This window comes from Echinicola vietnamensis DSM 17526 (genome assembly GCF_000325705.1).
In the GTDB taxonomy this organism is placed as follows: domain Bacteria; phylum Bacteroidota; class Bacteroidia; order Cytophagales; family Cyclobacteriaceae; genus Echinicola; species Echinicola vietnamensis.
On the sequence record NC_019904.1, the window covers coordinates 5,460,702 to 5,484,043 of the forward strand.

Below are 23,342 nucleotides of genomic sequence, written 5' to 3' on the forward strand. Positions count from 1 at the left end.
AAATAAAAGGGTGTTCAATAAGTTACCACTTTATTCCATTTTTCACAATCATATGCCTAAAAAACAGGGCAGCACCAATATTGGCGATATTTTTTTGAGCTAAAAAAAAGGAAGCGGGAACGAAATGTCCCCGCTTTCCAAGAATTAATAATTAGGATTCTGTTCAGCCAAATCCGGCCCCACCATGTCCAAATAGGTTTGGGGGATGGGGAAGTATTCATGCTTTCCGGCCACAAAAGTCGCATTGACCAAATGTGACCTGATCTGTTTCTCCTCTTCCAAGTAGTGGTTCATGGTTTCAGCGGCCACGCCCCAGCGAACCAGGTCAAAGAACCGGTGGCCTTCCATGGCCAGCTCCAACCTTCTCTCCAAGCGCACCAGCTCTTGTGCCTGTGCTGCATCTGTCCAAGGCTCGTCATACATGGCCACCCGGTAATTATCGGCAGGCTGATCGCTGTCCAGTTGGGTCACCACTTGACTTCCGGCTGCACGGCCCCTGACTTCATTGACCGTGGCCCTGGCTCCTTCGAGATCGCCCAAGGCCACCTGTGCTTCGGCCTTCCAAAGCAACAAGTCAGCATAGCGGATGATATAGTAGTTCAAGGCACTGATATAAGGCCAAGTGGGCGTCTGCAAATCCGACAAGGCGGAAACGATCCGCTTTTTGGGCGCAAAAGGACCATAAGTAGCCAAATCACGAGCCCAAGAAGCTTCATAAAGGATGTCCAGGTCCAAGTAAGGGATTCCAGGCCTTCCCACCGTATGGTCAAGACGAGGATCCAAGAAGTCTCCTTCAGCCAGCTGATCCCCCAAGACGGGCATGCCCTCGGCATTGGTCTCAAAAGCATTGATCAGGTTCTGGCTGGGCCGGTGGAAACCGTACTGGTTATAATACGGTCCTCCCGGTGCAGAGAGCCGGTCACCGATACTCCCGTTATAGTTGCTGGGTTCGCCATCGTTTACGGAGTGCTGTACAGCAAAAATAATCTCTTCACTGTTGTCATTTTCCGGTAAAAAAACATCACGAAAGTGCGGCAAGAGTGCATACTTTCCTGAAGCGATCACTTCATTGGCCGCATCCAGACAAGCCTGCCATTTCTCCTGAAAGGCATAGGTCTTTGCCAAATAGGCCTTAGCGGCAAACTTATCGGGGCGACCTGCATCGGCTTGGTCTGCTGGCAGCATCTCAAAAGCCGCATTGAAGTCCTCCTCTATCTTGCTCCACAGCTCTTCATCGGTCAAGGCGATGTTTCCCACATAATAATCATCCACCGTCTCGGCCTGCTCATCGATGTAAGGGACGTTGTGGTATATTTTCTTCAGCTCAAAATAGAAATGTCCCCTCAAAAACCGAAGCTCTCCCTCACGGGACTGCTTGAGGTCAGCATCGAATGATTCACTGTTCTGCAGTAACCTAAGGGCATAATTGGCCCTTTTCACACCTTCATACAGCGCCAGCCATTTCCGGTTGACATCCGTAATGGTCGGGTTGGTATTGAAGATTTCCATTTGGTGGATCTGGTTTTGATCCCCGGTTCCGCCACCACCTTTGTAGGCATCATCGGAGATGGCATCCCCAAAGCTCCAATTGGAGGCGGGGCTGTTAAAGGCACTGGAGGCACCATCAAACTGGCCGTTCAAGATACTGTAAGAGGCGATGATGGCCCGCTCAATATTTTCCGGTTTGTTCATCTCATCGGGAGCCACTTCTCCGTAAGGCACTTCTTCCAGGTAATTGGAATCGCAGGCAGAAGTTCCCAACATCACAGCTGCCAATGCCAGGAATGTTATATTTTTTATTGGTATGAATTTCATGGTGTCGTCAAGTTAAAATTTCACATTAAACCCAAGTGTAAACGTTCTGGATGGGGGATACACGCCCCTGTCCACGCCAATATCCAGGTTTCGGTTATTGGAAGAGTAGTTTTGCAGGCCAATCTCCGGAGTCATGCCCGAATAACTGGTAATGGTAAACACATTGGAGGCCTGTCCATAAACCCTCAGCTCCATTCCGCCCAGCATGCTTTGGGGAAAGGAATACCCCACTTGAAGGTTGTTCAACTTGAAGTAGCTGGCATTTTCGAGGTAATAAGACGATGGTCGGATATTCTCGTTTTCGTCATCGAGTGAAAGTCTTGGAATGTCGGTGTCGGTATTTTCCGGTGTCCACGCATCCAGCACCTCATTGGATTTATTATAAGCTGACTGGTTAAAGAACAAGGTCTTGTACTTGGTCAGGTTATAGATTTGCTGACCAAATGCCCCGTTAAAAAACAAGGCAAGGTCAAAGCCCTTGTAGTAGAAGTTGGTCGTAAAGCCAATGATGGCCTTTGGATGGGGCGAGCCAATGGCCGTCCGGTCATTGGCGTCCAAAACGCCATCGCCATTGATGTCCTTGAACCGTAGGTCTCCGGGCTGTGCCTCTGGCTGGATGCCGTGGGCGGCCACTTCCTCGTCGGACTGGAAGATCCCCATGGACTCATAGCCAAAAAAGGTTCCGATCGGCTGCCCCACGATGGTCCTGGAGATCTCTTGGCCAAAATTCACACTGTGCAGGGACGATCCGGGAATCCCCAAGTAATCGATCCCGTCGGCCAGTTCCAAGAGCTCGTTTTTATAGAATGAATAATTCAATCCAACGGTGTAAAACACCTCTCCCGCACTGCCGTTGTATTTGGCGCCCAGTTCGAAGCCCCGGTTGCGCATTTTTCCACCATTGATCCACGTGCCATCATTGGTACCGCCGTAAGTCGGGGGAATCGGGGCATAGATCAGCAGGTCATCGGTCACCTTGTTGTAATAGTCTGCGCTGACCTGCAAGCGCTCATCAAACATCGCCAAGTCCACACCTACACCACTTTGGGTAGTCACCTCCCAATTCAGGGAAGGATTGGCCACCCGTGTCTCCACCAGGCCAATGGCCACACTTTCCTGACTGCCATCTATGGCATAGTTGGAATAGGTTATGTTATTCTGGAAACTGGCCAACGTCGAATAAGAAGGCACCTGTTGGTTTCCTGTCTGGCCCCAACTGGCACGCAACTTCAACTCATCGACATTGGAACCCAGGTTTAAAAAATCCTCATTGCTGATCCTCCAGCCTGCGCTGAACGCCGGAAAAATATCCCATTTATTGTTTTCCAGTCGTGAAGTACCGTCATTTCGCAAGGTGGCCGAAAACAGGTACCGATCTTTCCAGTTGTAATTTACCTTGCCAAAGAAAGACAACAGGTTCCATTTGCTGGCATATCCGGAGTTTCGTTGGTTTTCGGTGCCATAGCTCAGGTAATGGAAATTGTCATCCTCATAGAGGAACTCCTGACGGGAGGCGCTTTTGGACTCAAAGTAATTTTCGATGGACTCCTGGCCCAGCAATACATCCAAGGTACCTTCTCCAATTTTTCTGGAGTAATTCAAGGTATTGGTCCAGGCCATTTGGTAATAAAAGGAACTGTTATCGGAGAGGCTGTTTACGGCATTCAGGGAGAGAATCTCATCGTAAACCGGCGAAAATGCCCGCTGGAAATAGTTTTCATAGTCCATTCCCAAATTGGTCCTGAAAGAAAGGCCCTCGGCGAGCTTTGCCTCGGCAAACACGTTGCCCATCAGCTTTATACGGTTTTTGGTATTGTCCTTCCTGCGGTACAGATTTCCCAGTGGATTGCCGATATCATTGATGGGGTTACCGCCAAAGTTACCGTTGAGGTCCCTCACTGGGACGATGGAAGGAAATTGGAAGGCATCATAAACGATGCTTCCCAAGGAAGTATTGACCCCGACATCATTGGTACGGGTCAGGGAAGCGTTGAAGTTTTCTCCTACCTGAAGGAAATCCTTTACCTTATAATCGGAATTGAACCTGGCCGAAAACCGGTCGAATCCGGTATGTTTGATCACCCCTTCTTTGTTAAAATAGCCCAAGGTCATTACATGGCTCCCTTGGTCGCCTCCTTTGGAAAGGGTCAGGTTATAGGACTGCACAGGGGCCGTCTGAAAAATCTCGTTCACCCAATCCACATCCGCAGCAGGAATGGTCTGTGCCTCATCCAGCCATTCGGGAATCACCGGACCATTGGGGTCCGAACCGTACACATCACTGGCAGGAGCCTTCCCGTCATTCTCTGATGCCTGCCACAGCATGTCGCCATATTCCTGGGCAGAAAGCATGCGAGGAAGGTTAAAGGCCTGCTGGATCCCAGTATAGGCATCAAAAGTTATCTGGGTCTCTTCTGATCTGCCTTTTTTGGTGGTGATGATCACCACGCCGTTGGCAGCCCTGGAACCATAGATGGAAGAGGCTGCGGCATCCTTCAATACTTGGAAAGATTCAATATCCTGGGGGTTGATGGTGTTGAGGCCATTGGTCACGGGAGTCCCATCGATGATGTACAGCGGATCATTGTTGTTTACGGTGCCAAATCCCCGGATCCTGACCGTCACATTGCCGCCAGGGCCGTTATCGGAGAGCACCTGCACCCCGGGGGCACGGCCTGCCAGCATATTTTCCACACTGGCGGAGGGAAGCGTCTTCATCTCGTCCACGTTCACCACGGAGACGGCACCGGTAAGGTCCTTCTTCTTCTGACTGTCATAGCCCAGTACGACCACTTCTTCCAGCAAACCTTCCTCTTCCCGCAGGTAAATGGTCAGGGTACTCTGATTTCCCAAGGCCACTGTTTTGGCTTCATAGCCCAAAAAGGACACCTGTAAGGCAGTCGCATCATCCGGTACATCAAGGCTGAAATGGCCATCCAGGTCTGTGATGGTACCTTGGGAGGTCCCTTGCACGATTACCGTCGCCCCTACGATCGGCTCATTCCGCTGTGCATCCAGCACCTTTCCCTGGATTTCCTTGTCCTCCTTCTCCACCACTGCCAGCTCCGGATCGGGCACATCCACGGCCGTGACATAGATGTTTTGTTCAACCCTTCTGAACTGAAAGTCACATTGCTCGGTAATGGCCTTGAGCACTTTCCGCAAATCCGCCTCCATGTGAAGGGTGATCTGCTCCTTGGAACGATTGACAGCCTGATTATAGGCAAATTCAAAATCAGTCTGTTCTTCCAGCATCTCTAAAACCTCTCGCAACGAAGCATTGCTCGTCTGCAGGCGCACCTGGTATTCGGAGAGGTTTTGGCTATTGGACGGGTTGGCAAAGAGCACTTGCATAAAGAGCACCTGCACGACAAAAACCCGAAATGTGTATTTTGTTAATTGCACAATTCGTTTGCGTAAATTAATTTTCATAGTTTTACTTGTTAAATCCTAAAAACAGACCTGGAGCTTTTCCCGGTCTCGGTCGGGCTGTTGGCGCAGTCCGACCTATTTTTTTGGTCTCATGGTGGGGAAGTTGGATTTCACATAGGCATAAACGGTTAGGATTTTCTACATGATTTATAGGAAATGGCCATGCTGCCATCGGCTTGCTTTTCGTATTCAAAATCCACCAAGAGCTGAAGCCCGCTCAATATAAACTGGAGGCCGTTGTTTTGGTAGGAAGCCTTGATCATGCAGCTTCCCTCTTGATAGTTTTTCAGGGTGATCGGCGTATGGTAATACCGCTCCAAAGTGGCCACCACTTCATCAAATGGCACCATGTCAAAGGCCAACCTCCCGGATTTCCAGCCAATGATCTTGTCCGCATCGTAGGGCTGCTTCAGCAGCGCGGCAGTGGGCCCATCTAAAACCGCTGCTTCATCGGGCAATAGCAATACCCGCTTTTCTGGCCGCTGGTGCGGGGATACCTGGACCTTGCCGCTTTTTACGGTCACCATCTCTTCTTTTCCCTTGTATGCATTGACGTTAAAGCTGGTGCCCAAAACCTTGGTTTCAAGTCCTGCGGAGCTCACCAAAAACGGGCGATCCGTATCCCGCTGCACTTCAAAAAATGCCTCGCCTTCCAAGCTCACCCTTCGCAGGCCATCCTCAAACTCCTCAGGGTACGTTAACGTGCTATTGACATTCAAGTGGACCATACTGCCGTCGGGAAGGGTGATCTTGGCCCTTTGGGTGGGATCCGTGGACTTCACCATCAGCTTGACTTCTGTAGCGGGGCTGGATGACAGGTGCCACAGGGTAATCCCGCCGGTCAACAACAGCACGATCACCGCCGCCACTTTGACAAGTTGTAGCCAATAGGAATTTGAAATTGCCCCGGCCACGGAAGTCTGCGCCCGGACTTTTTCCCGGATACTGTTTTTCACCGCATCTTCCGGGACTTCCTCCCAATTAAAGGAGGCGTGCCCCGCATATACCTGCTCCCATATCCGGGCGATCAACCGGTCTTCTGCCCTGCTGGTTTTTCCTTCATGCTGTCGCTGCAGCAATTTCCTGAAATCTTCTTTGTGCATGACGATCTTTGCGCTTTTACAAGACAGTAACACGAGGTCCAAAAAATACCTATTCAAAAAACAGACTTAACGAAAGGTTAACGTTATCGATTTAGGGATAAAGAAAAATTAACACGAAAAGCGCGATCTGGTCCAAGTCTGCTTTCAATGATTTTAGGGCCCGCTGCAAATGTCCCTCCACCGTTCGGGGGGAAATGTTAAGGCTTGCAGCTATTTCCTTGGCAGTATAGCCATGCTTTTTGTTCAGGTAAAAGATTTCTTTGCACTTGGGCGGCAGTTGCTCAATCCGCTGCTCCAACTGTTGTAGGAGTTTGGTATCTTGCGGTTGTTCGGTCTCTTCAGTGAGCATAATCCCCTCCAATTCGAGTGAATCCCAGTCTACATGCCATTTTTTGTTACGAACGGTATTGGCCACCTGGTACTTAACGGCCCTAAAAAAATAACCGGAAAGGTGTTGTATTTCTCTATTAGAAGCATTTTCCCAGAGTTGGACAAACACTTCCTGCACCACGTCCTCGGCTTGCTCCCGATCCTGAAGCATTTTATAGGCATATTCAAATAAGCGTTTCCAATAGCGGTCAAACAGGAGGTCAAAGGCCCTGTGATCTGCCTGCTTCAGGCGTTGGTACAATTGTTCATCGCTATGCAAGTCCATATGGGCAAATAAATATGTCCCAAAACAAATGAAATCACTGACTCGACGCGAAAAAAGAGGGTTAAGGTTTGATTAATTAATCATTCATAATGCCCTTGCGGGGTTCAAAAACACCCCAAACAATATTCCATGCGCCAACTACACTATAACAAACCCTATCAAATCTATTTTCCTATTGATAAAATCAATAGAAATTATTGATGAATGGTTGGCAGCTTTAAAAGCTTTTAGCATACATTTGCATTAATTTAAACTTAATCTAAATAAGACAAAGAAAAGCCACGCAGCTGCCACTGCATGACTTTCAAAAACACTACTTCTTAATTCTCCAATTAAAAAGCTATGCAATATAGAAAAATATTGTTGACCGGCTGGCTATTTGCCCTGTTATGTCCTGTCACACTTGGACAACAGGCAGTGCAGGTCAGCGGAGTGGTCACGGACCCCAGCGGGAATCCACTTCCTGGGGTGCTGGTCAAAGAGACCGCTTCCCAAACAGGAACGGTCAGTAATGCGGACGGGAACTTTACCTTTTCGGGACAAGAGGGCAACAGCTACACCTTGGTTTTTACCTTTCTGGGATATTCCCCACATCAGGAGGCCTTCACGTTGAGGGCAGACCATCCGGATCTCAATATTATGCTGTCCGAATCCCAACATGATCTTTCCGAAGTTACCGTAACGGGCAAATCCATCATCCAGGAAATCGAAGAAAAAGCTTTCAATGTCGATGTCATCGACGCCAAAAAACTCTACAATACCAATTTGGACCTGGGCCATGCCCTCGACAGGGTCTCGGGCATCAGGGTCAGGGAATCCGGTGGGGTTGGCTCCAATATGAACCTTTCCTTGAACGGTTTTACCGGTCGTCAGGTGAAAGTATTCATCGACGGCATTCCCATGGACAATTTTGGTTCATCCTTTCAGCTGAACAATATTCCGATAAACCTTGCCGAGAGGATAGAAGTCTATAAAGGCGTGGTTCCGGTAAGCCTTGGCGCGGATGCCCTCGGCGGGGCCATTAACATCGTCACCCGGAAATCGGTCAAAAGCTACCTGGACGCTTCCTATTCCTATGGTTCCTTCAACACCCACAGGACGGCCATCAATGCCGGTTATGTGGCTCCGTCAGGCTTTACCATCGAGATGAATGCCTTCCAAAACTATTCGGACAATGACTATAAGGTAACGGTGGACGTGGCCGACATCAATACCGGCCAATATTACCCACAGCAAACCGTAAAGCGCTTTAATGACCAATACCATAACGAAACCCTCATTACCCAGCTGGGCGTTCAAAACAAACCCTACGCAGACCGGCTGCTGTTTGGGATCACCCTTGGCAAAATGTATAAGGAAATCCAAACCGGTGCGCGATTGGTCAGCGTCTTTGGTGATTGGCACCGAAAGGGGGATATCATCATGCCTACCCTGAAGTACCAAAAGGACAACCTCTTTACAAAAGGGCTCAACGTTTCATTGAATGCCAACTACAATTTTGGCACAGAGCAGAACATCGACACCGTACACCGGCGATACAACTGGTTCCAGCAATACCGGGAATACGACACCCCGGGAGGAGAACGAAGCTATTCCATGTACAAATACCAAAACAATAATACCGTCGCTGCTTTCTCGGCGGATTATGCCATCAATGATGTACATACGCTTTCACTCAGCAATACCTTTAACTCCTTTAACCGTCAGGGAAACGATCCGCTCTTCCCCGACCAAGACCGCTATCAGCAGCCGCGGGAAACCATGAAAAACATCCTTGGACTGGGTTATCGCTACCAGCCCAACAGCAATGCCAGCATTTCGGTTTTCGGGAAACAATATCACCAATCAAACTATTATGCCAAAGCCTATAATCCCACAGGAAATTATGGTGATGTGGCTTATGTCAATACACGTGACAACTTCGATTATTGGGGTTATGGATTGGCAGCGACGTATTTCCTGAACCCCAATGTTCAGCTAAAGGCCTCGGCCGAAAAGACCTACCGTCTACCCGAGCCCGAAGAGCTCTATGGGGACATGGTCAACCTGGAAGGGAACATCGGCCTCCGGCCAGAAAGCAGCTATAACTACAACATGGGCATTTTCTATAATCACGCATGGACCGTGGACCGTCGACTGCAGGTGGATGCCAATTTTCTGTACCGTGATGCCAAGGATTTTATCCGGCCGCGCCTGAACACCAACCAGGCCATGCAGGTCATGGACAATTTGGTCAATGTGACCAATGCAGGATTTGAAATGGATGTCCGGTATTTCCATGGCCAAAATTTCACTGCCGGGGCAAACCTCACCTATCAAAACCTCCGTAACAACACCCGGTTTGATGAGGGGCAAACCGTGGAAAGCGTCGTGTATCGGGACCGCATCCCCAACATGCCCTACCTCTTTGGCAATGCCAATGCCTCCTATACCATCAATGATGTCCTTGGAGCACAAAAGAATTTGGTCATCGGCTATAACCTGTTGTATGTACACGCATTCTACCTCTATTGGCCCAGCTTGGGAAGCGACAAATTGGACATTCCCAAGCAGCTCAGCCATGACCTTAACGTCACGTATACCTTTGGAAAACAGCAGCGCTTCCAGTTCACGGCCGAATGCCGAAATATTCTTGACAGTAAACTTTACGACAATTTCAGCCTGCAGAAGCCAGGACGAAACTTCAGTGGAAAAATCAGATATTTTATTTATTAATTACCTAAAATCATGAGAACAAGACTAAATACGTGGCTCGGGGCCAGTGCCCTTGCCGCCTTTACCCTAATGGGATGTACCAATGATGAAACCGACGGCCCAGTGGGCAATGTATCGGAACGATTTGTGATTGCCTCCACCCCTACCGCCTCTGACGGGGTGGCCGATTACCTGCTGACAGCAGAATCCCTTACTTCCGGTACCATCAGTACTGTGGGAAGCGGAATCGAACAGGACGGAACCTACCGTTATTATACTACCATTAACAACAAGTTCTTCAGCTTGCTGTACGGACAGGGAAATCCCGGTGCTGTCACCACCTATGAACTGAACAGTCAGGGACAATTGACCAAACTTTCAGATTTCCAAGCGGAGACCGTCCAAGCCTTTGCTGAAGTGGACGATGACCTGCTGATGATGAAAATCCCCCGATCCGGAGCCGAAGATGCCACTTGGTACCAGATGGATACGGATCTGCTTCAGATCACCAACGATGGCCTGACCAATATCGTGGATGTGGCCAATAACGGAGAAAGGGCCCACTTCACTTGGCTGACCCAAGTGGGAGACAAGGTATTTGCCCCTTACATGAGCATCAAAGGGTGCTGTGACGACACGTTCGGCACCAACTACCCCGACAGCGCGTGGATAGCCGTTTATGATTATCCAAGTATGGAATTGGAAAAGGTCATTAAAGATGACAGGACCAGCTATATTGGCCGTTATTTTACCGAAGGGCTGACCGTAGTGGAAAACGGGGACATCTATGCCTTTTCTTCAGGGGTAGCCACTACCAATGGTGAAGCTGCTTCCTCCCTTCCTTCTGCATTCTTGAGAATCAATGCTGGAGAGACCGAATTTGACGAAAGCTATTATTTCAATATCGAAGCAGTGGCCGATGGTTACCATGTGACCGACAAGACCTACTTGGGCAATGGAAACTTTGTCGTCAACATGCACAACGTAAAAGGAGCCTATACCACGGGAAGTAGGCTGGCCATCGTGAACGTGCACGATGAGTCTTTCGAATGGGTAACAGGGACACCTGATCCTGAAAGTGTCCTTCGGGTCACTACCAACAACTACTCCTTAATGGACGGAAACACCGCTTACATCGGCTTCACCACTGAAGAAGGAAGCTGGGTGTACGAGGTGGATGCGGCTTCGGCTACCGCCAGCCAAGGATTGAAAGTAGAAGGCGGAACGATTACGGCTATCAGCAAATTGGATGTTGCCGAATAATTGACCTTTTATAACTGCCGGAAAAATCATCCATCTTTCCGGCAGTTTTCTCTTCTTCTCCACCACCCGTTTACCCATCCCCATGAGACCAAGGAATACCTCCAAAAAAACAAAGAAAAACCGTTCGCTATTTTACCGCATTTCCGCCTGGCTGCACCTGTGGTTAGGCTTGGTATCGGGCATTGTAGTGGTCATCATCAGCTTGACCGGTGCACTGCTGACCTTTGAGGAAGAAATCAGGTTGGTTCTGGAAGGAGCACGTGAAAAAGTGGTCCATGAAGAAGGCAAAGCCCTTCTACCTCCCTCCCAACTGGCCCAAGCGGCCATGGAAAAATACGGCTGGCCATCGGTCTATGGGGTCATGTACCGGGGAGAAGGCAGAAGCGCCATGGTTCCCTATTACCGGGACCGTTCCAATTACCAACAGGCTTTGGTAAATCCATACACGGGAGAAGTACTGCACAACCGAAAACTAAACGATGATTTTTTCCGGTTTATGCTGATGGGCCACTACCAACTATGGTTGCCCAGAAATATAGGCAAACCCATAATCGCCTATAGCACCTTGATCTTTGTCATTGCCCTGATCACCGGTTTGGTACTCTGGTGGCCCAAAAAGTGGACACGTGCCACCAAAAATGCCAGTTTCAAGGTCAAATGGCCCGCCACACCCAAACGTTTTAATTATGACCTCCACAATGTGATCGGTTTCTATTCCCTGTTGATCGCACTGGTACTTTCTCTTACCGGAATGGTCTATGGCATGCAATGGTTCAGGACTTCTGCCTACTGGCTGGCATCCGGAGGGGAGACAGAGGTATTTGAGCGCTTGCAGTCTGATACGACCTTGATGGCTCCGAAAGGCCAAGTGGATGAAGACGTCCTGATAAGTAATCTCCTCGCCAGTGGCATTGACACTGAAGAAAACCGCTTCAGCATCTTCTATCCCCGTGGGAACTCCGGCGTCTGGAACCTACAGATAAACCCAAGCCTGATCAACTCCTTCAAAAGAAGAAGTTTCTTCTACGAACAGGGCAGTCTAAAATTATTAAAGGAAGACCCGAAATTTTCCCAAGCAAATGGTGGCGACCAGCTGATGAAGCTCAATTACGACCTCCACCTGGGCATCATCGGCGGCATATGGACCAAGATCATCGCCTTTTTGGTGTGCATCATATCGGCCAGCCTTCCCATTACTGGATTTATTATTTGGTGGGGCAAAGAGCAAAAAAAACGCAAAAACAAGGCAAAGGCCAAACAAAAGATCCGACAGGAAACCACCTTGGTCCATGCTTAATGCCACACCATAAAACAACTAACTACTTCGTTTTACTGGCAATATTTCCTTATCTTGGTCAAGGACCAAAAAGAAAGGTGATATGGCAAGGTATTGTTTAACCATTTCATTGGCTGTTTTCCTGCTCTCCTGTGCCGAAAAGCCCAGCCCGCAGGCCATTCTGGAACAGGCCAAAACCATGATGGCCGCGCGTCAGACCATCCATCACACCTCGGTTTATCACTGGGAAAATGCCTTGGATGAAATGGATACTTTTCAATATGACCTCCAGTTCTTAAAAAAGGATAACGAATATTTTGACTACGATTATATTGCCAAAGGAGCACATTACGATGTCATCTATATCAATGACGAATTCAAAATCATCAATCACCGTGACAGTACGGTGGAAGTTTTCCCTCCCTCTCGATTGGAAAACAATATTGACCGGATCCGCAATACCATGGCATTGGCCTTTAATCCTGTTTTGCTCCTACAGCAAGATCACTGGACCTACCTTAGGGACACCACGGTAGATGGAGCGGTCTATCATGATTATTACGAAGTGGAAATGGATACGGTCATTGATGGAAAGAAAATCCACCTTCAGCGGCATCTTTTCATCAACCCAGCCACGAAGACACCAGCCTTTTTTTCAAACAGGCTTTACCATAATGGCAGCAGGTCACAGTTGATCAATGCTTATTTCGCCGACTATGATTTTGGGGACGCCCAAGAGGCACTTACCTATTTACCGCCGAGGAACTATCTTTCCATTTCCGGGAAGGATAAAAATCAAGACAAGCGCATGATGCTAAAAGCTGGGGATATGGCTCCTGATTTCGAGCTGTCCACCTTGGACGGAAAAAGCTTTAAACTATCGGACATGAGGGGGCAAAAGGTATTGCTGGACTTCTCCATGATCAACTGTGGTTGGTGCAACATTGCACTGGAGCATTTTACCAGGCAGGACTTTCGCTTTCGGCCAGACATCAAGCCCATCTATATCAATCCGGTAGACCCTGAAGAGGATGTAAAAAAGTACCAATCACTCAAGAACATTCCATTTCCAATCATTGCTGGTGCGGAAACGGTAGGTAAGGCATACGGCGTAAGCGGCTACCCGTCTTTTTTTCTGATCGATGAAAAAGGCATCATCGAAAAAGCCTTTGCGGGTTATGATAGAGCATTAGTAATGGAATGGGGTCAGTAATTTTGGAACTGCCCCCTTATGGCGAACGGTGGGTATTTTTCGATTTCCTTAACGCTACAGGCAATCCATTAACGGTCCTTTGGAGTACTTGTTCTTGGGACCGTTGATGAGGCCTTCATAAAATAAGATAGATCAAGGGTGGATAAGATAGGTCCATTCCCGTTTTTCACAGTATCTAACAAATGATCAAATGGGGCAAAAAGAAATTATAACCGAAAATCAAATCCACCCAAATGGAATTTTTTTCCATCAATGGCGATTGGGCCCAATTACAATCCCTATATTTTCAAGCAATAAAAATGCAGTAATGACTAAACAAAACACTGTCAGTATGACATTTGACCATACGAAGTGATCCCCATCCACCTATTGCGTTCCGTCTTTTAAAATTGATCCTTGATTTATGTTAAAATTACATTACTTGTCACTTGGATTCATACCAAATAATCACGAAGTAAAATTTCATCCGTTTCTTTTAGAAAAAATACATAAAAACGCATCTCAAACATACCATAATGCATTGAACCCAAACCCGTAACCCGGATGTTTTTTTTAGTCATTTTTTTAATGTTATTTAACACAATTGTCCGATATATTTACCAATATCCGGTATTCAACACTTATTAAAAACATTGACCCTTCAGTGAAAACCACCAATCCACCATATCAGCAAAACGCTAAATTATTAAAGGCGGCCCTAAAGCTCACCCCGTTTAAAAGTGGCATAATAGTGATCACGAAGGACAAGGGACTTCAGCCAGTTGTAGAAACCAATTTGGAAGATGGATCCTTTGAGGTAGATGTTAAGCTGCTAACAAAACTCCTTGAACACACTGAATCAGCAAGTATCAAGGACCTTCCCATCAGAATTGGGGCATCAAAAACCCAGCAGGGAATCCTTGCCCCTTTTAATATTGGAATGCAAAAAAACAAGGGTGCATTTCTTTTATTCAATACTGAAACTGCCCCCCTACCAGATAGAGAAATCTTAGAGACGGTTGGAATTCTTGCAGATACTTTTGGACGATCGGTTGGACCGGATCCAATCTCAACAGAAAAACATTATGGTGAGAACCAATTCAGGGATTTCTTTGAAAATTCCATGGGGCTCATGTGTGCCCATGACCTTGAAGGCAATTTTTTAATGGCCAATAAAGCAAGCGCCAATAGCCTTGGCTTTCATAAAGGAGAATTGGTCGGAAAATCACTTTCAGATGTCATCCCCCTTCAGTACCATGGATCCCTAAAACAATACCTTAAGTATATAAGACAAAACGGGAATAGCCAAGGGACCATGCACGTGCAGCATAAAGATGGTTCCATTAGGATTTGGCTATATAGCAATATACTGCTAAATGACCAAGCAGGAACTCCCTATGTCCTTGGGAATGCATTGGACATCACCGAGCGCCACCGTCTGGAACGTGAATACAACCGCCTAAAGGAAATGTTGGAACAAACCAACAGTGTGGCTCGGGTCGGAGGCTGGGAGATCGATCTTCTTAAAAATGAAATATATTGGTCAAATGTAACAAGGGAAATCCATGAAGTAGGAGATGACTTTATTCCAAATACCGAAAAGGCCATAGGTTTTTATAAAGAGGGCAAACACCGTGAAGCCATTCAAAAAGCCTTTGAAAATGCCATTCACAAAGGCGAGCCCTATGACCTAGAGCTTATTCTGGTCACACCTAAAGGCAAAGAAATCTGGACACGAGCCATAGGCAAACCAGAGTTTAAAGACGGCACTTGTATCCGGGTATTTGGCACCTTTCAGGACATTACCGTTCAGAAAATGGCGGAAATGGAAATAATAAAATCCAAAAAACTGCTTGAAGATGTTCAAAATGCCTCTTCAGAGGTAAGCATTATCTCGACTGATACAGAAGGCATCATTACGGTATTTAACAAAGGTGCCGAAAAAATGCTGGGCTATACGGCAGAAGAAATGGTAGGCAAACAAACCCCTGCCGTGATCCACGAGCCTAAAGAAGTAAAAGAAAGGAGTAAAGTTCTAAGCAAACAATACGAAAAGCCCATTGAAGGGTTCAGGGTCTTCGTACACAAATCCGAACTGGATGGAGCCGAAGAAAGGGAATGGACCTATATCCGAAAAGACGGGTCCAGACTGGCCGTTTCCTTGGCGGTGACCACCATGCGCCACGAATCCGGTAAAATCACGGGCTACCTGGGCATGGCCACAGACATTACCAAGCGGAAAAAAGCAGAAAAGGCCTTGACCATTGAAAAGGCCCGATTAAACGCCTTTGTCACCCATGCCCCTGCTGCGGTGGCCATGTTTGACAAGGAAATCCGCTATATCGCCTATAGTAACCGTTGGCTGGAAGAATATCAGTTGGAAGGAAAAGACCTTTATGGAAAATCACATTATGAAGTGTTTGGAACTATTTCCGAGGAATGGAAAGCAATTCATGCCCGCTGCCTCAAAGGTGAGGTCATCAGCAATGAGGAAGACCGTTGGAGACCTGACGGATGGGACCATGACCAATTTCTGCGCTGGGAGGTAAGGCCCTGGCACCACTATGATGGAAGCATAGGTGGAATCATGATGCTCACACAGGACATCACTGAGTCCTGCCTGCAAAGGGAAGAGCTCAAAAAAGCAAAAATTCTTGCCGAACAGGCAAGCAAAGCAAAATCTGAATTTCTGGCCAACATGAGCCATGAAATCCGAACCCCGTTAAATGGCGTCATAGGCTTTACAGACTTGGTGTTAAAAACGGATCTTTCCGAGACCCAAGCGCAGTACCTGTCTATCGTCAACCAATCCGGCAATGCCCTGCTCAACATCATCAATGACATCTTGGACTTCTCCAAAATCGAGGCCGGCAAACTCGAACTGGACATTGATAGGTGTGACCTCTATGAACTTACCGAACAGACCAGTGATATCATCACCTATGAAGTACACAAAAAAGGTTTGGAGATGTTGTTGAACATCCACCCGGACATCCCTCGGTTCATTTGGGTAGACAGTGTACGGGTAAAACAGATTATGGTTAATCTATTGGGTAACGCTTCCAAGTTCACCGAAGAAGGAGAAATAGAGCTTCAATTGTATCCTATTGACAAGGATGAAGCATCTCGGGAAATGGTCATTCGATTTTCTGTCCGGGACACGGGCATTGGCATCAAAGCAGAAAAGCAAACCAAAATCTTTGAGGCTTTTTCCCAAGAGGATGTAAGCACCACCAAAAAATATGGAGGAACTGGCCTGGGGCTTACCATCTCCAACAGATTACTCCAATTGATGCACAGCGGGCTGCAACTTCATAGTACAGTGGGCAAAGGAAGCACCTTTTATTTTGACTTGAACGTCAAATACGAGTATGGCGAGCGGATCACCCTGGAAGAAGACCTCTCGGTAGAAAATGTGCTCATCGTCGATGACAATGATAACAACCGGATGATAATAGAGCGCATGATGGCACTTCGAGGAATTTCCACCTCCCAGGCCAAAAATGGTTTTGAGGCCATCCAGAAATTTGTAGAGGGTGAAAAATTCGACGTTGTATTGATGGATTATCACATGCCCTATATGAATGGCATAGAAACGATACGTAAAATACGGGAAATCGTAGACCGACAGCCCATAATTTTTCTCCACAGCTCTTCCGATGATGACAAAATATTAAAGGCCTGCAAGGAGCTAGGTGTCAGAAAAAAGCTGGTCAAGCCCATCAAACTCCAAGAGATGTACGATGCCCTGCTATCCATCAACAAGAAACAAGATTACCGCAAAGCAACCGACCAAAACATCGACCTTCCCAAAAACCTATTCCCGAATGATGGTAAAGTACTCATTGTGGAAGACAATACCATAAACATGTTATTGGCAAAGACCGTTATCCATAATCTTTCCCCAGCCACTGCCATTCTGGAAGCCGCCAATGGCAAGGAAGCTCTCGAGGTGATGAAAGATGAATTACCCTCTGTGATCTTTATGGACGTTCAAATGCCTGAAATGAACGGATATGAAGCCACTCAGGCGATCAGAAAAAAATACAATAAGCATAATATCCTGATCATTGCCCTGACTGCTGGCAACATTAAAGGAGAAAGGGAAAAGTGTATGCAAGCAGGAATGAACGACTTTATCGCCAAACCGTTTGTGGAAGAGGACGTCATCAAACTTATGGAAAAATGGCATTTTAACGATCTTGATTCCGACCTGAAAATCCATGCTCCATCATCCGAAAGTCCTTCCAAGAGGCTTTTTGATATCGATAAATTCCAAGCCGTTTTAGGATTTCCAGACTTAGAAAGTGAAATGTTTCAGATCATTCTAAAATCCGGAAAATCCGAACTGGAAAAATCCGAAGCTACTTTCCTGGAAATCCTACAAAACCAGGACGAAGGAATTTCCCAGGCAGCACATAAACTCTACAGCACCGCCAGTGCCATGTACTTATCCAAACTATCGACTTTGGCCACGAAAATGGAAACCAGGAAATTCCATGATTTCAATGACCCTGGGCTGGCCGAAGAAATCAAGCAAATCTTGGAAGAAATCAAAAAAGCGCTGGTAGAGATAAACCTACATGTCAAATAACGGATTTAGTGGAAAAAGTTGGAAGAAGAATTACTTCAGAAAAAACATAGGTTTTAAGTAAAATGATCACTTCATCCCAGCCTTTACTTCAGTTGTATTTGACCTCTTATCCTATAACAAAAAAACACACGCTTGGGGCAACCAAGTGACAAATGAACCACACTGTCCTTCATAAGTACTGTAAGCGGCGAACCAAAGACCTCCCTATGCCTTAAAAAAAAACTTCCACCAAAGCCATTACATGGCTCGGTGGAAGCACACTATAAAGCATGGATAAAATGTCACTCATGGGTGATAAGTCAACTTCTTCCTTTACCTGCTTTAGTGTTTACCAACAAGAGTTAGGTGATAGATGATGTTGGTCAATAATTCTCTTACTATACCCTCTATGCCTTAGGATTCTCATGGCAGTCTTGGAAAGAACTGATAGTGCAAGAAAATAGGTTAAATCGGAGGGATGGGCCTAGTGCCACTACGGTTAGGCAAACCCCAACAATAACGGCTGGTTTCCAGACAATTTCGGACTGAAATCATGGTGTACCACGGCGTAGATAAGCTTAGATATGGATTCAACACGCCCATAGCAATGTCAAGTTAGGTGCCATACGGTAATTATAATAAAGCTTCAGAAACTGGAAACTTGCCTTTATCGGCGCTGAAAATCCCGACTGACAGCGCATATTTCCTGAATTATGACTAGTGGGAATTTCTGTTTTTCCCACGTTCATAAATTCGCCTCCCAATTTTTGCTGTAACCGGAGTATCATTTCTATTTCATACCAAGCCGAAGAAAGGAAGCGCTTTCCAAATATTGAAGGGATTATATTACGGTGAAATACCAAGGACATCCTAAATAGCTCGGCCATTTGTACTCCAAAAGCCCGATATATAAACTTGCTCCCAACCTTATACATAAACAGCCTTTTCTCCTTTGACGAAATGCTGGATAAATCCTTTCTCTTGCCAATGATGACCTCCGTGTCCCTTTCTGCTGCTTTCTTATGAACCATTTGTAGCCACCCTTCAGGACTAAAATCCAAACAGGAATCCAAGCAACCTAAAAAGACAACGGGATAATGTTCATATACATGTAACATTCCATCCCTTAGGGCATTTGCCTTTCCTTCTTTCACTTTTTTATGAATAATTATTACGTTCTCGGAGGATTCTATCTTGATCCGACGAAGTAGCTTGAACGTTTTATCCGTACTTCCATCATCGATAAAACAAAGAAGCACTCCGGGATTCATACGGGCAAATGTCAAGAAGTGATGAAAGGGGAATACCCCCTCTTCATTATAACATGAAACCACAATGGCGTATTTTTGATAATGCTCTTTAGGTACACTGTTCATAATATTGGATCACTAGGTAATGGCGACAGGCATTACGCATGCCTTGCTGTTACCTCCACATTAACAAATCACAGACCCAAACCATAAACCACTGTTTTACAGTGTTTTAAAAAACAACATGCAATACCAAAATTCCAAATCATGGAATTCATTCTAATTTTTGTACCAATCATACTTTAATTTTTTCCTATATTAGGTAAGAAAAACTAAGCAGATAATTTTTATTTGGAGCATGGAAGAGAAGAACGGATTTCAGATTTTTATCGTGGAGGACGACCCATGGTATGGACAGGTTCTTGAATACCATTTGACGTTAAACCCAGACTATGAAGTACGGTTATTTGAATCGGGCCAAGCGTTATTGGACCACCTTTTTCTAAAGCCTGATTTAGTCACACTGGATTTTTCACTACCTGACATGAATGGCGACGAATTGTACCATAAAATCAGAAGTAGCCATCCTGAGTTGCCGGTCATTGTCATCAGCTCGCAAGAAAATATAGGGGTAGCTGTGAAACTCCTGAAGATGGGGGTCAGTGATTACCTCGTAAAAGATGACTCGACCAAGGACCTGCTATGGAACAGTGTGATCAGGATCAGGGAAAACCAGCACTTAAGGGAAGAAGTAAAAACCCTTAAGGAAGCGCTTGGCCAAAAGTTCAGTTTCCAGAATTCCATCATTGGGAACAGTCCCGTTCTTCAAAAGGTTTTTACCATGATGGAAAAAGCCATCAAGACCAACATCAATGTTTCCATTACAGGAGAAACCGGGACAGGAAAAGAAGTCGTGGCCAAAGCGATCCATTATAACAGCGATCGAAAAAAGAACAAGTTTGTCGCTGTAAACATGGGCGCTATTCCCCATGAGCTTATAGAAAGTGAATTGTTTGGTTATGAAAAAGGTGCTTTCACAGGCGCTGTTACCCGAAAAATCGGAAAATTTGAAGAAGCTTCAGGGGGCACGATCTTCTTGGATGAAATAGCCGAAATGGATTTGAACAATCAAAGCAAATTGTTACGGGTCCTCCAAGAAAGGGAAGTCACGCGCGTCGGAGGAAATGAAAAAATAAAGCTGGATGTCAGGCTTATCGTGGCCACCCATCAGCATCTGGCCGAAAAGGTCAAGGCCCAAGAATTTAGGGAAGACCTTTTCTTCAGGATCATGGGATTGCCCATTGACCTTCCCCCGTTGAGGGAGCGGGGAAATGACATTATCCTTTTGGCCAAGCATTTTATGGATGAATTCTGTAAGGCCAATAAAATGCCGTCAATAACCATCAGCAACACCGCCAAAGACAAATTATTGAAATACCAATACCCCGGAAATGTACGTGAGCTAAAAGCCATCATCGAACTGGCCATCGTCATGTCCAATGAACGGGAACTCATGCCCGAAGATATTTCCTTTAACAGCATCGCCAAGGAAGACATGTTTTTATTGGAACAAAAAACGCTGAAAGAGCATACCCGGGACATTATTAAATACTACTTGAAAAAAAATGAAAATGATGTCATGAACACCGCCAAACAACTGGACATCGGCAAGAGTACCATCTATAAAATGCTCCAAGAAGGAGAAATATAAATAACGCATATTACCATCAACCAACACTGAATTTGCTGACCACTTTTAATACCATAGTGGACCAATCACTGATCGCATCCGGCAACCTGACGCTGGAAAAATCTTCATTTGATTTAAGACAGCATCTGGAATCGGTCATAAAAATAATAAGACCCCTTGCCTTAGCATCCAAGCGTTTCGAAGTCATTCACACTACATTTCACCCCAATATTGACCAAGTCTTTCTGGGAGACCCATACCGGATCAGTCAACTGCTCCTGTATGTTTTAGAAAATATAATAAAATCCGCAGGTGGAAAGGCATTGTCCCTATCTGCTGAGATGGCAGAAGAAAATTCCCATCGACAATTGATCCGCATCAACATCAATGGTGTTGACCGAAAAGTCCTGGAAAACCTAGCGTCCAAACTTTCGGCCCATGCAAATCCAGGCGGTCGCAAAAAACCTCTTGACCCTAGCCCAATAATCAGTATTTGCCAAGGACTGGTCTACTTTCTCCATGCAGAAATTTCCGTCCAACACGATCATACAAATGAAAGTACGTTGGTCATGCTGCTTCCCCTGCTCAAAGGGAACCTAAAATCCCATCCCTCACATCCCCAACCAACCATCACCGGTAAGGAACTGGAAAACCGGTGTGTTTTGGTCGCCGATGGCGCTGCCATAAACCTATCCATTGTCCGCAACATCCTCAATGAAGCTGGAGCCAATGTACTGAAAGCCCACAATGGAATCGAGGCATTGAAAGTACTTGAAGAAACTACCGTAGACTTGGTTCTTTTGGATCATCGATTACCTATTTTGGACGGAGAACAAACTGCCCGCATCATCCGGAGCAAGTACGGGGATCGCTTACCGATCGTCGCCATGACCACCTACCCGATCACTGAAAAAGACCAACGATTTTTACACAGCGGGCTGGACGATTACCTGACCTCCCCATTTGGCCCGCAGCAGTTATTGGATAAAATCAATCACTGGCTACAACTAAGAACCCTTAAAAATGAAGAAAAACCTTCTACTCAACCACTCTTTGACCTGAACAGGTTAGACGCCATCGCACCGGGCAATGCAGCATTTAAACGCCGAATGGTCGACCTCTTCAAATCCCTTTCCCAAACGTCGGTCCAAGAAATGAAGGCTGCCCTGCCCCATGATCCGGAAGAAAACATCCAAAAAATCGCCCATCGATTAAAGCCCTCGATTTCCACGCTGGGAATCGACAGCCTCAAGGAGCCATTAACCGCCTTAGAGAGCGGAACCTTGGCTTCAGAAGAAAAAGAAAAAGCCATCCAACAGCTAGAAACTGTTTTGTCACAGGTTTATAAAGAACTGGATCGACTGGAACCATAACCCCTTTTTCTCTCTCGCCAAAAGATATCCCAGCGGTCATTCTTGGCATTCCAAAATCAGGACGTTTTTCCAAAAGATGGAATGGTTCGTTATCAAAATCGCCCTGTACGCTACTTTAAACCTGTAAAATCCAATTGGCACACTACTCGCAAGTACGTCGTGAAAAAGTAAAGTATGCAAGCGCTTCAGGAAAAAGGTGTTTTCATCGTGGACGAGGATCCCTTCTGGAAATCCATACTTTCACAAATGCTGTCGGACCTCGGTTTTGGAAACATCACCTGCTTCGACCATGAACAAAAGTGCTTGGATCATTTGTACCTGAATCCGGCGTTGGTATTCATCGACTATCAACTGGTGCGAACGAAAGGTTATGAAGAATTGGCAAAAACCAAAGCTGCCTTTCCTCACATCCAGATCATCTTATGCCTCGCCTCGGATGAATTGAAGGCGGCCTTTCAGGTAATGGAAACCGGATCATATGACTATATTTTAAAAAACCATGTCACACCTTACGAAATAAATGAGATTCTAACCAGGTATATAAACCATTGAGGACTATATGTCAGGCTATCCATGTACATAATGGCAAAACCAGGTGCTTTAAATAGATTATCTAACCATTACCCGTAAAGATTTCAAAGAGCCAAAGTTACCAAAGCCATACTAGTGAAACAATTTCTAAAATATCATCCCGGATTTTGTCCGGTAAAAAGTGCTAAAACCACCAACACTTATTTAAAAAAATCCCTTCGATGTTAATTTCACCAACATCATGATCACCTTACCATTCACACATCCTACCCGTAAGCGTGATCACCCTAGGTGCTCGGGCACTCCATGTGCTTGAGCACTTTTTCCCTAAAATGAATAGCGATAGGTTCCAGTTACTTTTTTGCAGCATATGAAACACCAAAGAAAACGCTGAACAGTATGTTGGCCTCCGGCAAACAACGCGTAGTTACCTGCGATAAACCGGAGACACCAATTTCATGGGCAGTTGTTCTCCCAATTGCCGGTCAAATTGTA

Annotated in this window: 13 protein-coding genes; 8 read left to right on the top strand and 5 right to left on the bottom strand. The window is 46.1% G+C overall.

Annotated features, from left to right (window positions below):
- Nucleotides 1–144: 144 nt before the first annotated feature.
- From ECHVI_RS22220 to ECHVI_RS22235, 4 genes are all read right to left on the bottom strand, one after another.
- Nucleotides 145–1,815 carry a RagB/SusD family nutrient uptake outer membrane protein gene (locus ECHVI_RS22220; protein WP_015268258.1) on the bottom strand — a complete coding sequence of 557 codons (1,671 nt, stop codon included), beginning with the start codon at nucleotides 1,813–1,815 and terminating at the stop codon, nucleotides 145–147.
- 12 nt (nucleotides 1,816–1,827) lie between these two features.
- Nucleotides 1,828–5,247 carry a SusC/RagA family TonB-linked outer membrane protein gene (locus ECHVI_RS22225; RefSeq protein WP_015268259.1) on the bottom strand — a complete coding sequence of 1,140 codons (3,420 nt, stop codon included), beginning with the start codon at nucleotides 5,245–5,247 and terminating at the stop codon, nucleotides 1,828–1,830.
- A gap of 128 nt (nucleotides 5,248–5,375) precedes the next feature.
- Nucleotides 5,376–6,350 carry a FecR family protein gene (locus tag ECHVI_RS22230; protein ID WP_015268260.1) on the bottom strand — a complete coding sequence of 325 codons (975 nt, stop codon included), beginning with the start codon at nucleotides 6,348–6,350 and terminating at the stop codon, nucleotides 5,376–5,378.
- A gap of 91 nt (nucleotides 6,351–6,441) precedes the next feature.
- Nucleotides 6,442–7,005, bottom strand: a complete 564-nt coding sequence (locus ECHVI_RS22235) for an RNA polymerase sigma factor (RefSeq protein ID WP_015268261.1) — start codon at nucleotides 7,003–7,005, stop codon at nucleotides 6,442–6,444.
- A gap of 342 nt (nucleotides 7,006–7,347) precedes the next feature.
- On the opposite strand from ECHVI_RS22235, the gene ECHVI_RS22240 reads away from it, so the two are divergent.
- From ECHVI_RS22240 to ECHVI_RS22260, 5 genes are all read left to right on the top strand, one after another.
- Entirely contained in the window at nucleotides 7,348–9,720 is a 2,373-nt protein-coding gene (locus tag ECHVI_RS22240) for a TonB-dependent receptor (RefSeq protein WP_015268262.1), read from the top strand.
- A 12-nt stretch (nucleotides 9,721–9,732) separates the two neighbouring features.
- A complete protein-coding gene (locus ECHVI_RS22245) occupies nucleotides 9,733–10,962 on the top strand; it encodes a DUF4374 domain-containing protein (RefSeq protein WP_015268263.1) in 1,230 nt (409 codons plus the stop codon).
- 82 nt (nucleotides 10,963–11,044) lie between these two features.
- Entirely contained in the window at nucleotides 11,045–12,259 is a 1,215-nt protein-coding gene (locus ECHVI_RS22250) for a PepSY-associated TM helix domain-containing protein (RefSeq protein WP_015268264.1), read from the top strand.
- A gap of 82 nt (nucleotides 12,260–12,341) precedes the next feature.
- On the top strand, nucleotides 12,342–13,451 hold the full coding sequence (locus tag ECHVI_RS22255; RefSeq protein ID WP_015268265.1) for a peroxiredoxin family protein: 1,110 nt from the start codon (nucleotides 12,342–12,344) through the stop codon (nucleotides 13,449–13,451).
- Nucleotides 13,452–14,094: 643 nt separating this feature from the next.
- The gene (locus ECHVI_RS22260; RefSeq protein ID WP_245553400.1) at nucleotides 14,095–18,024 is read left to right on the top strand and encodes a PAS domain S-box protein; all 3,930 of its coding nucleotides are present in this window, start codon (nucleotides 14,095–14,097) and stop codon (nucleotides 18,022–18,024) included.
- Nucleotides 18,025–18,593: 569 nt separating this feature from the next.
- Here ECHVI_RS22260 and ECHVI_RS22265 read toward each other — a convergent pair.
- The gene (locus ECHVI_RS22265) at nucleotides 18,594–19,379 is read right to left on the bottom strand and encodes a glycosyltransferase (RefSeq protein WP_015268268.1); all 786 of its coding nucleotides are present in this window, start codon (nucleotides 19,377–19,379) and stop codon (nucleotides 18,594–18,596) included.
- Between the two features lie 232 nt (nucleotides 19,380–19,611).
- On the opposite strand from ECHVI_RS22265, the gene ECHVI_RS22270 reads away from it, so the two are divergent.
- The 3 genes from ECHVI_RS22270 (at nucleotide 19,612) to ECHVI_RS22280 (ending at nucleotide 22,868) form a co-directional block, all read left to right on the top strand.
- Nucleotides 19,612–20,964 carry a sigma-54-dependent transcriptional regulator gene (locus tag ECHVI_RS22270; RefSeq protein WP_015268269.1) on the top strand — a complete coding sequence of 451 codons (1,353 nt, stop codon included), beginning with the start codon at nucleotides 19,612–19,614 and terminating at the stop codon, nucleotides 20,962–20,964.
- 32 nt (nucleotides 20,965–20,996) lie between these two features.
- Nucleotides 20,997–22,316 carry an ATP-binding response regulator gene (locus ECHVI_RS22275; protein WP_015268270.1) on the top strand — a complete coding sequence of 440 codons (1,320 nt, stop codon included), beginning with the start codon at nucleotides 20,997–20,999 and terminating at the stop codon, nucleotides 22,314–22,316.
- A 174-nt stretch (nucleotides 22,317–22,490) separates the two neighbouring features.
- Entirely contained in the window at nucleotides 22,491–22,868 is a 378-nt protein-coding gene (locus ECHVI_RS22280; RefSeq protein ID WP_015268271.1) for a response regulator, read from the top strand.
- Nucleotides 22,869–23,342 lie beyond the last annotated feature (474 nt).

What these genes read in the sequence shown, in the direction of transcription:
- ECHVI_RS22240 (WP_015268262.1), top strand. Translation starts at nt 7,348, where the DNA reads ATGCAATATAGAAAAATATTGTTGACCGGCTGGCTATTTGCCCTGTTA.
- ECHVI_RS22245 (WP_015268263.1), top strand. Translation starts at nt 9,733, where the DNA reads ATGAGAACAAGACTAAATACGTGGCTCGGGGCCAGTGCCCTTGCCGCC.
- ECHVI_RS22270 (WP_015268269.1), top strand. Translation starts at nt 19,612, where the DNA reads ATGGAAGAGAAGAACGGATTTCAGATTTTTATCGTGGAGGACGACCCA.
- ECHVI_RS22265 (WP_015268268.1), bottom strand. Translation starts at nt 19,379, where the DNA reads ATGAACAGTGTACCTAAAGAGCATTATCAAAAATACGCCATTGTGGTT.
- ECHVI_RS22280 (WP_015268271.1), top strand. Translation starts at nt 22,491, where the DNA reads ATGCAAGCGCTTCAGGAAAAAGGTGTTTTCATCGTGGACGAGGATCCC.
- ECHVI_RS22220 (WP_015268258.1), bottom strand. Translation starts at nt 1,815, where the DNA reads ATGAAATTCATACCAATAAAAAATATAACATTCCTGGCATTGGCAGCT.
- ECHVI_RS22230 (WP_015268260.1), bottom strand. Translation starts at nt 6,350, where the DNA reads ATGCACAAAGAAGATTTCAGGAAATTGCTGCAGCGACAGCATGAAGGA.
- ECHVI_RS22250 (WP_015268264.1), top strand. Translation starts at nt 11,045, where the DNA reads ATGAGACCAAGGAATACCTCCAAAAAAACAAAGAAAAACCGTTCGCTA.
- ECHVI_RS22235 (WP_015268261.1), bottom strand. Translation starts at nt 7,005, where the DNA reads ATGGACTTGCATAGCGATGAACAATTGTACCAACGCCTGAAGCAGGCA.
- ECHVI_RS22225 (WP_015268259.1), bottom strand. Translation starts at nt 5,247, where the DNA reads ATGAAAATTAATTTACGCAAACGAATTGTGCAATTAACAAAATACACA.
- ECHVI_RS22255 (WP_015268265.1), top strand. Translation starts at nt 12,342, where the DNA reads ATGGCAAGGTATTGTTTAACCATTTCATTGGCTGTTTTCCTGCTCTCC.